Origin of the sequence: Serratia marcescens, assembly GCF_001902635.1 — a bacterium.
GTDB lineage: Bacteria > Pseudomonadota > Gammaproteobacteria > Enterobacterales > Enterobacteriaceae > Serratia > Serratia marcescens_F.
Genome location: NZ_MJAO01000008.1, coordinates 209,391 through 221,167, shown reverse-complemented (window position 1 = coordinate 221,167; position 11,777 = coordinate 209,391). Strand labels below are relative to the sequence as shown.

General features: G+C 58.5%; 11 protein-coding genes. 5 read left to right on the top strand and 6 right to left on the bottom strand.

Translation table 11 applies throughout. From position 1 onward, the window contains the following. Positions 1-125: 125 nt before the first annotated feature. A complete protein-coding gene (cutC, locus tag BHU62_RS10535) occupies positions 126-884 on the bottom strand; it encodes a copper homeostasis protein CutC (protein WP_073531960.1) in 759 nt (252 codons plus the stop codon). 101 nt (positions 885-985) lie between these two features. Here cutC and BHU62_RS10530 point away from each other — a divergent pair, with 101 nt between their 5' ends. After that, positions 986-2,134, top strand: a complete 1,149-nt coding sequence (locus BHU62_RS10530; protein WP_073531959.1) for a MalY/PatB family protein — start codon at positions 986-988, stop codon at positions 2,132-2,134. On the opposite strand, the gene BHU62_RS10525 is transcribed toward BHU62_RS10530, so the two are convergent. Continuing rightward, complete coding sequence (locus BHU62_RS10525; RefSeq protein ID WP_073531958.1) at positions 2,131-2,697, bottom strand: VOC family protein; 567 nt, start codon at positions 2,695-2,697, stop codon at positions 2,131-2,133. The two genes, BHU62_RS10530 and BHU62_RS10525, sit on opposite strands and share 4 nt — an antisense overlap. A gap of 841 nt (positions 2,698-3,538) precedes the next feature. Between BHU62_RS10525 and argS the strand changes: the two genes are divergently transcribed. Further along, positions 3,539-5,269, top strand: a complete 1,731-nt coding sequence (gene argS / locus BHU62_RS10520; protein WP_073531957.1) for an arginine--tRNA ligase — start codon at positions 3,539-3,541, stop codon at positions 5,267-5,269. Positions 5,270-5,329: 60 nt separating this feature from the next. Here the strand turns inward: argS and murJ are convergent, their stop codons facing one another. The 4 genes from murJ to rimJ all read right to left on the bottom strand — a co-directional run bounded on the left by murJ (position 5,330) and on the right by rimJ (position 9,123). Then, positions 5,330-6,865: a murein biosynthesis integral membrane protein MurJ gene (gene murJ / locus BHU62_RS10515; protein ID WP_073531956.1), complete on the bottom strand. Its 1,536-nt coding sequence runs from the start codon at positions 6,863-6,865 to the stop codon at positions 5,330-5,332. 106 nt (positions 6,866-6,971) lie between these two features. Beyond that, on the bottom strand, positions 6,972-7,892 hold the full coding sequence (locus tag BHU62_RS10510) for a Gfo/Idh/MocA family protein (RefSeq protein ID WP_073531955.1): 921 nt from the start codon (positions 7,890-7,892) through the stop codon (positions 6,972-6,974). Further along, complete coding sequence (locus BHU62_RS10505) at positions 7,885-8,529, bottom strand: YceH family protein (protein WP_073531954.1); 645 nt, start codon at positions 8,527-8,529, stop codon at positions 7,885-7,887. Before BHU62_RS10505 ends, BHU62_RS10510 begins: the two co-directional genes overlap by 8 nt. A 9-nt stretch (positions 8,530-8,538) precedes the next feature. Then, the gene (gene rimJ, locus BHU62_RS10500) at positions 8,539-9,123 is read right to left on the bottom strand and encodes a ribosomal protein S5-alanine N-acetyltransferase (protein WP_073531970.1); all 585 of its coding nucleotides are present in this window, start codon (positions 9,121-9,123) and stop codon (positions 8,539-8,541) included. A 345-nt stretch (positions 9,124-9,468) separates the two neighbouring features. On the opposite strand from rimJ, the gene mdtH reads away from it, so the two are divergent. The 3 genes from mdtH to grxB all read left to right on the top strand — a co-directional run bounded on the left by mdtH (position 9,469) and on the right by grxB (position 11,771). After that, complete coding sequence (mdtH, locus tag BHU62_RS10495; RefSeq protein WP_073531953.1) at positions 9,469-10,674, top strand: multidrug efflux MFS transporter MdtH; 1,206 nt, start codon at positions 9,469-9,471, stop codon at positions 10,672-10,674. A 73-nt stretch (positions 10,675-10,747) separates the two neighbouring features. Further along, entirely contained in the window at positions 10,748-10,996 is a 249-nt protein-coding gene (locus BHU62_RS10490) for a hypothetical protein (RefSeq protein WP_073531952.1), read from the top strand. A 127-nt stretch (positions 10,997-11,123) separates the two neighbouring features. Beyond that, on the top strand, positions 11,124-11,771 hold the full coding sequence (gene grxB, locus BHU62_RS10485; RefSeq protein WP_073531951.1) for a glutaredoxin 2: 648 nt from the start codon (positions 11,124-11,126) through the stop codon (positions 11,769-11,771). The last annotated feature ends 6 nt before the right edge of the window (positions 11,772-11,777 follow it).

The window sequence follows — 11,777 nt, the reverse complement described above, 5'->3', positions numbered from 1 at the left end:
AAGACATAAAAAAAGCCCCGGCAAAACGCCGGGGCCTGGTACTCGCGTGATCGCCGAGGGCTCAGTGACACGCTAAGGGGTCTTACGGCCCGGAAACCGGTTGTCAAACGCGGTTAGCTGCGTGTTTATGCGCTTTGCGCCAAGGGATCAACCAAGGCCAGCGCGTTTTTCATCGCCTCCACCATTTCGCCATCCACGCAATAATGGCTAAATTCGTCAAACTCGTTGTCGGAACACATGGTGACGCCCGCCTTGCGGTATCGCATGGTCGACGGCACCAGGTGGCCGGAAGAGCTGTGCAATTCATGCAGGCCAATATCGACAAACTTATGCAGATTGCTGAGCCGCACGCCGGCGCCGGCCATGATCACCGGCCCCTGGCTGGCCTGGCGCAGATCGCGCAGCAACGGCAGGCCCAGTTCGGCGCTCTGCTGTTGGCCGGAGGTCAAAATGCGCGCCACACCCAGCTGGGTCAGTTGTTCCAGCGCTACCATCGGGTTCTGACACATGTCGAACGCACGATGGAACGTGACCGCCATGCCCTCGCACAGCTTCATGACTTCACGCATGCGCGGCAGATCAATATGCCCTTCTTCGTCCAGCATGCCGACCACCACGCCGGGGAAGCCCATCTCACGGATCTGGCGGATATCCTGCTTGATCACCTCGAAATCCACCGTGCCATAGCAAAAGTCGCCGCCGCGTGGACGCACGATCGGATGCACCGGGATCGAAACCTGCTCGCGCGCCAGACGCAGCGTGCCATAACTCGGCGTCAATCCCCCTTCGCTCTGGCTGGCGCACAACTCGATGCGATCGGCGCCCGCCCGTTCAGCCGTCAGCGCACAGTCGACGCTAAAGCAACAAACTTCCAGTTTTATCATTGTCACCCCCAGATAACAGCCAACATGCGGCGGCAATTGTTCATTTCTTCATTTCTCACGTAGGCTCATGCTTAGGCATAAACCGGCTCAGGGTTGTAACTATGGCATTCAATTTTGATCAATGGGTAGACCGCAGTCACAGTGACAGCGTTAAGTGGGATAAATATCGCGATCGCGACGTGATCCCGCTGTGGGTCGCCGACAGCGATTTCATCTCACCGCCGGCGGTGATCGAAGCATTGCAGCGGCGCGTGGCGCACGGTGTCTTCGGGTACACCCATCCATCCCTTGATCTTACTGAAGTTTTTACCCGCCGCATGGTAGAGCGCTATGGTTGGCGCATCAAGCCCGAGTGGATCATTTTCCTGCCCGGCTTGGTGTGTGGCCTGAATTTATGCGTGCGCGCGTTCACCGAACAAAATCAGAGCACGCTGGCGCCCTCGCCCATCTACCCGCCGTTTCGCAAAGCGGCGAAATTCGCCGGGCGCAGACATCACTCCGTACCGTTGGCGGCAGTGAATCAACGCTGGGTGTTGGATTTTTCCGCAATGCATGAACGGCTCGACGGCAACGAAAAGCTGCTGTTGCTGTGTAATCCGCAAAACCCCGGCGGCACCGTCTATCGCCGAGAAGAATTGTTGCAGCACCATCAGTTTGCTCGCGAGCGCGATTTGATCGTCTGTTCGGATGAGATCCACTGTGAACTGTTGCTTGAGCCCGGCGTGCGGCATATCCCTTTCGCCACCCTGAACGACGACGCCGCCCAACGCAGCGTAACGCTGATGTCGCCGTCAAAGGCATTCAATATCGCGGGGTTAGGCGCTTCGATGGCGATCGTGCCCAACGATGCGCTGCGGCAGAAGATGAAACGCGCTCGCAGTGGCATCGTGCCGGAAGTCGATTTGCTGGCGTTGGTTGCAGCGCAGGCGGCTTATCAACACGGGCAAACCTGGCTGGATGAACAGCTGACATATCTGCGCGCCAATCGCGATCGGCTGACCGAGCGCATCAATGCCATGCCCGGCTTAACGCTGCTGCCGATAGAAGCCACCTACCTGGCCTGGATCGACTGCAGCGCTCTGCCGGTGGACAACCCGCATCAGTTTTTCGAGCTTGCGGGCGTCGGGTTAAGCGCCGGTTTGGATTTCGGCGACCGGCGCTTCGTGCGGCTTAACTTCGGCTGTCGGCGCGCGCTGCTCGAAGAAGCGCTCGACCGCATGGCGCGAGCCTGCGCTACGCTGCCCCGCTAGCCTTGTTCGCTGGCGACGATTTCCCGGATGGAATAAGGATGAAACTTGATCGTCACCGTACCGTCGGTGATGGCCAACGTCGGGTTCGGCAACCGCTCGCCCTCGCCCTTGGGCGAGCTTTGCTTCAGCTTGATCCCCGGCGCCAACAGCGCCTCATCGGCCAGGTGGCTCAGTGCTCGCGCATGAAGCGTAGCCGGATCGCCGCTGAGCACCAGTTCAACGTGTTCCCAGCCCTCATGCGGATAGCGTTTTTCCCCGGGATACGGCAGTTCGATGCAGTCTATGCGCCACGGCCCCACGGCCAGCGGCTGCGACAGATCGAACAGACAGATAGGCCGCCCGTTGATCATCGATTCGGACAGCAGTGCACCGCACTGCATTAATCCCTGACGCCAGCGTTCGGCGGTGGCGTATTGATGGCAGCGCACCGAAATGTGATCGGCCGTAAACAAGGAGAGATCCAGCTGTAGCCGGGCAGCAAATTGTTGCAACGCCTGTTCGAAACGTGGCAGGTCGAGCGCCAGATCGTTCAGTTCGGCAATAGCCTGCAAGGGGGTGGTCATAAGAACCTCAAAACGGCGAAAGGTAAAATTAAACGCCGTAATTTACACTGTGACAGGCACACTCGCCAAGACGGCATGGCGCGCTTACATCAAAGCACCAATGAAATGATGCGCAAGCTATGCAATTTCAGCGCACATGGAAAAAACGAACGCTTATTAAGTCACCAGTTTATTAAACAATAAGTTAATTTATAGATGGGATCTTTCTCATCTCATTATGACATTTTCTTATGACGTTATCGTTTATGATATATTTCATGTTGCGTTCTTTTTTAAATCGACGACTTCCTCCTAAAAAAAACAAGAAAAACAGAGCAGCCGCACGGCGACACGATGACTACAAAACCCTGATCAATCAAACAGATAAGTGGAGCGCGCAGAAGAAAAATCTAAGGATTATCTTAATTTACCCCCAGCCAATTGATTCTATCCCTCCAACTACGCTACTTTGGTAAAAAATCAATTTAGAGGCATCATTATGCTATTGTTGACGATATCCTTGGTGTTAATCATTATCGCCGTATACGCCATCTACCGTCATTTAAAATCACGCAGCGGTAAAACGCTGGATTCAGGGCGCCGCCATAAAAAACACTGAGCGGTTTATTTTTATCCCTCACTTTATTTCCCTCACGGCCCCCCTCCCCCTTCAGCAATAAACGCGCCGCATCCGCCAACAGTTTCATCGCTGCGACCGCGCCAACTGCTGACGGGCCCCGTCAGATCGGTTACAATTGCAGGCTGTTTTGTGGGGGCCGTCGCCATCCGTGCGCTGGCGGCCGCCACCGTTGAATCCCGCAGGGGCTGGCTTCGGCCCCTCGTTCGTCATTAAGGTAACCCGGTGAATATTCAGGTTCTTCTTTCAGATAAAGTCAGCCAGGCGCTGATCGCCGCTGGCGCGCCAGCCGATTGCGAAGCGCAGGTCCGCCCATCCGCCAAAGCGCAGTTTGGTGATTATCAGGCCAACGGCGTGATGTCGGTCGCCAAAAAACTGGGCATGCCCCCCCGCCAGCTGGCGGAAAAAGTGGTGCAACTGCTGGATCTCGGCGACGTCGCCGGTAAAGTGGAAATCGCCGGCCCCGGCTTTATCAATATCGTCCTGAACAGCGAGTGGGTCGCCCGCCAGGCCGATCAGGTGCTGAACGCGCCGAAACTGGGCATCGCCCCGGTTGAGCCGCAAACCATCGTTATCGACTACTCCGCACCGAACGTGGCGAAAGAGATGCACGTCGGCCACCTGCGTTCCACCATCATCGGCGACGCCGCCGCGCGCACCCAGGAATTCCTGGGCCACAAAGTGATCCGCGCCAACCACGTCGGCGACTGGGGCACCCAGTTCGGCATGCTGATCGCCTACCTGGAAAAAATGCAGAATGAAAACGCCAGCGACATGGGGCTGTCCGATCTGGAACAGTTCTACCGCGAAGCCAAGAAGCATTACGATGAAGACGCCGAGTTCGCCGAACGCGCGCGCGCCTACGTCGTGAAGCTGCAGGGCGGCGATCAGTACTGCCTGAAAATGTGGCGCAAGCTGGTCGACATCACCATGGCGCAAAACCAGCTGACCTATAACCGCCTGAACGTCACGCTGACCGAAGACGACGTGATGGGTGAAAGCCTGTATAACGCGATGCTGCCGGGCATCGTCGCCGATCTGAAGGCCAAAGGGTTGGCGGTGGAAAGCGAAGGCGCCACCGTGGTGTTCCTCGACGAATACCAGAACAAGGACGGCGACCCGATGGGCGTCATCATCCAGAAAAAGGATGGCGGCTACCTCTACACCACCACCGACATCGCCTGTGCCAAGTATCGCTATGAAACCCTGGGCGCCAACCGCGTGCTGTATTACATCGACTCCCGTCAGCATCAGCACCTGATGCAGGCCTGGACCATCGTGCGTAAGGCCGGTTACGTGCCGGAGTCCGTCTCGCTGGAACACCACATGTTCGGCATGATGCTGGGCAAAGACGGCAAGCCGTTCAAAACCCGCTCAGGCGGTACGGTGAAGCTTTCCGATCTGCTGGATGAGGCTATCGAACGTGCCGAACAGCTGATCGCCGGCAAAAACCCGGACATGCCGGAAGACGAGATGAAAACCGTCGCCCGCGTGGTCGGTATCGGCGCGGTAAAATACGCCGATCTGTCGAAAAGCCGCACCACCGATTACGTCTTCGACTGGGATAACATGTTGGCCTTCGAAGGCAATACCGCGCCTTATATGCAATACGCCTATACCCGCGTGGCATCGGTATTCAAACGCGCCGGGATCGACGAAAACAGCCTGACGCTGCCGCTGGCGCTGACCGAAGCACGTGAAATCGCGCTGGCCACTCGCCTGCTGCAATTCGAAGAGGTGCTCACCACCGTAGCGCGTGAAGGCACGCCTCACGTCATGTGCAGCTACCTGTACGATCTGGCCGGGTTGTTCTCCGGTTTCTACGAACACTGCCAGATCCTGAACGCCGACAGCGAAGAAGCGCGTCAGAGCCGCCTGAAGTTGGCGCTGCTGACCTCGAAAACGCTGAAAACCGGTCTGGATACGCTGGGTATCGAAACCGTCGAGCGCATGTAAACCGCGCCGCGGAAAGCAAAAAGGTCGCCAAGGCGACCTTTTTTTATGCTTTCATGCGGCTCAGGCCACCCGGCGCGCGAAATCGCGCGGGCGGAAACCCAACCCGGCCAGCACGCCGAAGTACGCCACCACACCGGCTACCACTACCGCTGCCAGGCGCAGCAAGCGCTCCAGCATATTGCCCTGATCCCAGGCCGGCATCAGCCACATCGCGCCAATCAACACTGCCGACATCACCAGCACGGCGATCACCAGCTTGGTGAGGAATAGCGCCCAGCCCGGCTGCGGCTGGAAAATTTTCTGTTTACGCAGCTGCCAATACAGCAACGAAGCGTTCAGACAGGCCGCCAAACCGATCGACAGCGCCAGGCCGGCATGCTTCAGCGGGCCGATAAACGCCAGGTTCATCACCTGCGTCATGATCAGCGTAATGATGGCGATCTTGACCGGCGTTTTGATGTCCTGCCGCGAATAGAAACCCGGCGCCAACACTTTAACCACGATCAACCCCATCAGCCCCACCGAATAGGCCACCAGCGCGCGCTGCGTCATCGCCGCGTCAAAGGCGTTGAACTTGCCGTACTGGAACAGTGAGACGGTCAGCGGCTTGGCCAAAATACCCAGCGCGATGGCACTCGGCAGCGCCAGCAGGAAACACAGACGCAGCCCCCAGTCCATCAGGCGCGAATACTCGTCGTGGTTGCCGCTCGAGAAACTTTTGGCCAACGACGGCAGCAGAATGGTGCCCAACGCCACGCCCAGTACGCCAGAAGGAAACTCCATCAGGCGGTCGGCGTAGTACATCCAGGACACCGAACCGGACACCAGGAATGAAGCGAAAATGGTGTTGATGATCAGAGAGATTTGGCTGACCGACACCCCGAGGATCGCCGGCCCCATCTGCCGCATCACGCGCCAAACCCCAGCGTCGCCCAGCTTGAGGCGCGGCAACACCAGCATGCCAATCTTGCGCAGGTGCGGCAGCTGATAACCCAGCTGCAGCACGCCGCCGACCACCACCGCCCAGGCCAGCGCCAGCACCGGTGGATTGAAATACGGGGCGGCGAACAGCGCAAAGCCGATCATGCTGACGTTAAGCAGCGTTGGCGCAAAGGCCGGGATCGAGAAGCGGTTCCAGGTATTGAGTATCGCCCCCACCAGCGACGCCAAGGAGATCAACAGAATATAGGGGAACGTGATGCGCAGCAGCGCCGACGTCAGAGCAAACTTGTCGGGCGTATCGGTAAAGCCCGGCGCGGTAATGTAGATCACCCAGGGCGCGGCCAGCATCCCCAGCACCGTCACCACTGCCAACACCAACGTCAGCAGCCCGGAGACATAGGCAATAAAAGTGCGCGTCGCTTCTTCACCCTGCTGGCTCTTATATTCGGCCAGGATCGGCACGAAGGCCTGCGAAAACGCCCCTTCGGCAAAGATACGGCGCAACAGGTTAGGGAGTTTGAACGCCACGAAGAAGGCGTCCGTTGCCATGCCGGCCCCGAACACGCGCGCGACGATCGCATCGCGGGCAAAGCCCAACACCCGCGAAAACATCGTCATCGAGCTGACGGCAGCCAAGGATTTGAGTAGGTTCATGTGGTTGTCTGATAGGTACCGTAAATGTCAACGCCTGCAACAGCAGGCGTCAGTGAAACAATCGGCTCAGTTTACGCATCCGGAAAAGAATAGCTACCGCCATATGTTACATAGAGTTATCCCGCAACAAGCGCTCGACCACCCTCTGGGCGACCAGCGCCTGTTCGCCGCCGGTTTCCGGCGCGCTTTGATTGGCGACGGCGCTAAGGAAATGCCGCACCGCCCCGTCAAATCCGCGTTGCACCAGCGTGCTTTGCCAGCCCGGCACCGGCTGTTCCAGCTCGCCCTGCGCGTCTTCGCGCAGCCAGTGCCGCATATCGGTCAACTGATACAGCGCACCGTCGGTCACCGCCTGCACACTTTCACGCTGGCTGCCGCCCCGGCGATGCATGCTGGTCGTCACCTGCGTGTCTCCGCAGGCGAAGTGGTGCTCGGCGTACAGCATTTCGCCGGCGGCGTTGGCGTGCAAACGGCCGCTCAGCAGCTGCTCACGTCCGCCAGCCAGCCACAGCGCGGTGTCCACCACGTGCAGGTAGTCATCCAACAGGGTAAAACGCAGATCGTGCGGGCCGACGCTGTCCGCCCGATGTTTATCCATGCGAATGGAGGCCGGCTGGTTCATGTGCTGTTTGAGCTGCCGGTAAAGCGGCGCGAAACGGCGGTTGAACCCCACCATCAGCGTTTTGCCGCGCCGCTCGGCCAGTTCGAGCAACTGCTCGCCCTGTTCCAGCGTTTCCGCCAGCGGTTTATCGACGTAAACGTGCACGCCGCGGTTAAGCAGCTCGCCAATCACCGAAAAATGGCTGACGGTGCTGCTGTGGACAAATATGGCATCACACTGTTCGGCCAGGCTGTCCAGCCGGGAGAAACAGGCCATGCGGTAGCTGTCGCACAGCGGCTGCGCTTTTTGCTGATTAGGTGAGAAACCGCCCACCAGCGTCCAGTCCGCCGCCTGGCCGAGGATTGGCAGGTAGGCCTTCTGCGCAATGCTGCCCAGCCCCACCACGCCGACGCGTAATTTAGTCATTCGCGTCCCTCGCCAACAGATGTTGCACCTGCCGTTTCAGCTCCGCCACGTCGTTTTCCAATGCGCTGATCCGGGCGCTCAGTTCGCCGTCGTCCTCAGATTCGAGTACCGCCGGCGCCTCATCAATCTGGCCGCTGAACAGGTGCATGAAGCGGCTTTCACGCTTGCCCGGCTCGCGCGCCAGGCGCACCACGAACGGGCCATCTTCGCGCGCAGTCAGCTGCTGCAGCACCTGTTCAACTTCGCTGACGTCGCTGAACTCGTGCATCCGATTGGTGCGGGTGCGCAGCTCGCCCGGCGTTTGCGCGCCGCGCAGCAGCAAGGTGGCGATCACCGCCAGTTCGGCGGGTGAGAGTTTCAGTTGGCCGAACTCGGAGTTGCAAAACCGCTGCTCGTACTTCACCACCCGGTTACCGAAGCCGCTGAGGGTGAGCAGGAAATGTTTGCGCAGCAACAGATCGAGGTGTTGCTGCACCTCGCTTTCACTCAGATCCATCACCGGCTCGCGGTTGGTCTTTTGGTTGCATGCCAGGGTAATGGCGTTGAGCGAAAGCGGGTATTGGTCCGGGGTCGTGACCTGTTTTTCCAACAGGCAGCCGATGACCCGGGCCTCTCTGGCGTTCAATTCATATTTCATCGTTTGGCCTCAACGTGGTGGTAGCCACTCTTTATTGGTGTATGCCGTCAAAACGTGGTCTTGCCACTTGCCGTCGATCAGCAGGTAATCCTTGGCGTAACCTTCGCGTTCGAACCCCAGACGGGTCAACAGCGCGCCGCTGCGCTGGTTATGCGGCATATAGTTGGCCATGATGCGGTGCATGCGCTGTTGGCGCAGCATATAACGGATGGCGGACTGCAAGGCTTCGAACATCAGCCCCTGCCCCTGCCATTTCTCCCCCAGCGAATAGCCGAGAAAACAGGCGTGAAACGAACCGCGCAACACGTTGCTGAAGTTCGCCACGCCGCGTACTTCCTGCTCTTCCGGATCGAGCAGAATAAAATAGTAGGCGCTGCCCTGCTTTTGCATTTCGGTGATCATGCCCAGGCGCGCCTGCCAACCGGAAGGGTAACAGTGGCTTTCGTCGCGCACCGGCTCCCAGGGCTTCAGAAAGGCCCGGTTCTCGGCATAATATTCCGCCAGACGATAGGCATCCCGTTCATGCACTAAACGGACCACCATCCGGTCGGTAGTAAGACGTACTTTTGGCGATGCAGAGCGGTAGCCGAACATCATTTCCCCCGCAGTCAAAACGGTTCGATAAGAAGTATTTATTGGGAGCCCGTGCGGATAATTATCCTGAGTCGATCTTATTCCGCAGCATTATTTTGCCAACAGCGCCACAGAACCGCACTTCCCTGCATTCAATATAACCGTAGCCCGCCCCCAAGGTAAAATCCCGGTCGCTCAGTAAATAGTCGAATAGGCGCTTTACGGCGTTTTTCAGCCAATTTTGCAGCTCAGGTAACACCTTGACGATAAAAAAATATTATCTACTCCGCCCCTGTCGGCGTGCGGGAATTGGGTAGAGAATGGAGGGGCTGTCTCCCTTTCTTTTTTAATTGCTCATGGTGAAGCATGTCTCTGGTGTCGCAAGCGCGCAGCTTGGGTAAATATTTTCTGTTACTCGACAACCTGCTGGTGGTTTTAGGTTTCTTCGTCGTCTTTCCGCTTATTTCGATTCGCTTCGTCGATCAGCTGGGGTGGGCGGCGCTGATCGTCGGTATCGCGCTGGGGTTGCGTCAGCTGTTGCAACAGGGGCTCGGCATTTTTGGCGGAGCGATCGCCGATCGCTTCGGCGCCAAGCCGATGATCGTCACCGGCATGCTGCTGCGCGCCGCCGGTTTCGCCACCATGGCGATGGCCGATGAGCCTTGGATCCTGTGGTTCTCCTGCGCGCTTTCCGCCCTCGGCGGCACGTTGTTCGATCCGCCACGCACCGCCCTGGTGATCAAACTGACCCGCCCGCATGAGCGCGGCCGTTTTTTCTCGCTGCTGATGATGCAAGACAGCGCCGGCGCGGTGATCGGCGCGCTGATCGGCAGTTGGCTGCTGCAGTACGATTTCCACTTCGTTTGCTGGGTCGGCGCGGCGATTTTCGTGCTGGCCGCCGGTTGGAACGCCTGGCTGCTACCGGCCTACCGCATCTCTACCGTCCGCGTGCCGATGAAAGAAGGCATGATGCGGGTGCTGCGCGATCGCCGTTTCCTGACCTACGTTCTCACGCTGACCGGCTATTACATGCTGGCGGTGCAGGTGATGCTGATGCTGCCGATCGTGGTCAACGAAATCGCCGGTTCGCCGGCGGCGGTAAAATGGATGTATGCAATCGAAGCGGCGCTGTCGTTATCGCTGCTCTATCCGTTGGCGCGTTGGGGAGAAAAACACTTCCGGCTTGAGCAGCGCCTGATGGCAGGCCTGTTGCTGATGACGCTCAGTCTGCTGCCTATCGGTCTCGCCACCAGCCTGCAGGGGGTATTCACGCTGATCTGCTGCTTCTATCTGGGTTCAATCATCGCCGAACCGGCGCGCGAAACGCTGAGCGCTTCGCTGGCCGATCCGCGCGCGCGCGGCAGCTATATGGGCTTCAGCCGCCTTGGCCTGGCGCTGGGCGGCGCGCTGGGTTATACCGGTGGCGGCTGGATGTACGATACCGGACGGGCGATGAACATGCCGGAACTGCCCTGGCTGCTGCTCGGTGCGGTGGGGTTCGCGACGCTGCTGATGCTGTACTGGCAATTCAGCCCTCGACGCGACGCCTCGGTGATGCTGCGCGGCGGCTAACGCCATAGAAATCCAGCCGAATCGGCGGCAGCTGCTATCCTGTTAGTAAAAACACAAACAGGAGCCCGTCGGCATGATTGAAGAAGCAAAGTTACCGCAACTGTTGGAACATATGATATTGAACCTTCGTATGATCTATGCGCGTTCCACCCTGGTGGAAAAGGCGCTGGCCCATATCATCGCCGGCGACAGCGCGTTAAAAAGCGATGTCATCAAACAGCTGCAGGTCGTCTCCGCCGCCAACGAGCGCGACCAGGTCGATCTGGAGCAGGCGCGCATTCACCTGATCGATGTGATCAACTCGGTACCAGCAAAGAAATAACGCCCCTCGCCCGCGCCTATTGCGCGGGCAATATCGCAATAACGCACCATCCAACTAACACGCTTCAAGACAGCCTCGATAAGCTGTGGTAACCATTGCTGCCAAAACCTGACAACCCGGAGCAAGCATGAAACTGTTCATTTACGATCATTGCCCATTCTGCGTTAAAGCCCGCATGATTTTCGGCCTGAAGGATCTGCCTGTTCGCCTGGTCACGCTGCTCAACGACGATGAGACGACCCCGTTCAACCTGATCGGCAAAAAGATGGTGCCGATTCTGGTCAAAGATGATGGTGAAGCGATGCCGGAAAGCCTGGATATCGTGCGCTATGTCGACGGCCTGGATGGCAAGCCGGTGTTGACTGGCCACACCAACCCGGCCATCGCCGAGTGGCTGCAACGGGTCGGCGGCTACAGTGCAAAATTGCTGTTGCCACGCGTCGCGCAAGCCGATTTCGAAGAGTTCGCCACCGACAGCGCCCGCCGCTACTTCATCGATAAAAAGCAGGCGACGATCGGCGATTTCTCCGACCATCTCGCCAACAGTGCCGATCTGATCGCCGAACTGGAGGCCGACCTGCAAACGCTGTCCCCGCTGATCGTCTCCGTCGAAGCGGTGAACGGCGAGCTGTCCGAAGATGATATCCAGCTGTTCCCGCTGCTGCGCTCGTTATCGATCGTCGCCGGGGTTGCGCTGCCGGACAACGTGGAGGCCTACCGCGACCGCATGGCGCAGCGCAGCGAGGTGCCGTTGCTGCTGGATATGGAACAATAACGTTCG

What these genes read in the sequence shown, in the direction of transcription:
- cutC (WP_073531960.1), bottom strand. Translation starts at nt 884, where the DNA reads ATGATAAAACTGGAAGTTTGTTGCTTTAGCGTCGACTGTGCGCTGACG.
- BHU62_RS10530 (WP_073531959.1), top strand. Translation starts at nt 986, where the DNA reads ATGGCATTCAATTTTGATCAATGGGTAGACCGCAGTCACAGTGACAGC.
- BHU62_RS10525 (WP_073531958.1), bottom strand. Translation starts at nt 2,697, where the DNA reads ATGACCACCCCCTTGCAGGCTATTGCCGAACTGAACGATCTGGCGCTC.
- murJ (WP_073531956.1), bottom strand. Translation starts at nt 6,865, where the DNA reads ATGAACCTACTCAAATCCTTGGCTGCCGTCAGCTCGATGACGATGTTT.
- BHU62_RS10510 (WP_073531955.1), bottom strand. Translation starts at nt 7,892, where the DNA reads ATGACTAAATTACGCGTCGGCGTGGTGGGGCTGGGCAGCATTGCGCAG.
- BHU62_RS10505 (WP_073531954.1), bottom strand. Translation starts at nt 8,529, where the DNA reads ATGAAATATGAATTGAACGCCAGAGAGGCCCGGGTCATCGGCTGCCTG.
- rimJ (WP_073531970.1), bottom strand. Translation starts at nt 9,123, where the DNA reads ATGTTCGGCTACCGCTCTGCATCGCCAAAAGTACGTCTTACTACCGAC.
- mdtH (WP_073531953.1), top strand. Translation starts at nt 9,469, where the DNA reads ATGTCTCTGGTGTCGCAAGCGCGCAGCTTGGGTAAATATTTTCTGTTA.
- BHU62_RS10490 (WP_073531952.1), top strand. Translation starts at nt 10,748, where the DNA reads ATGATTGAAGAAGCAAAGTTACCGCAACTGTTGGAACATATGATATTG.
- grxB (WP_073531951.1), top strand. Translation starts at nt 11,124, where the DNA reads ATGAAACTGTTCATTTACGATCATTGCCCATTCTGCGTTAAAGCCCGC.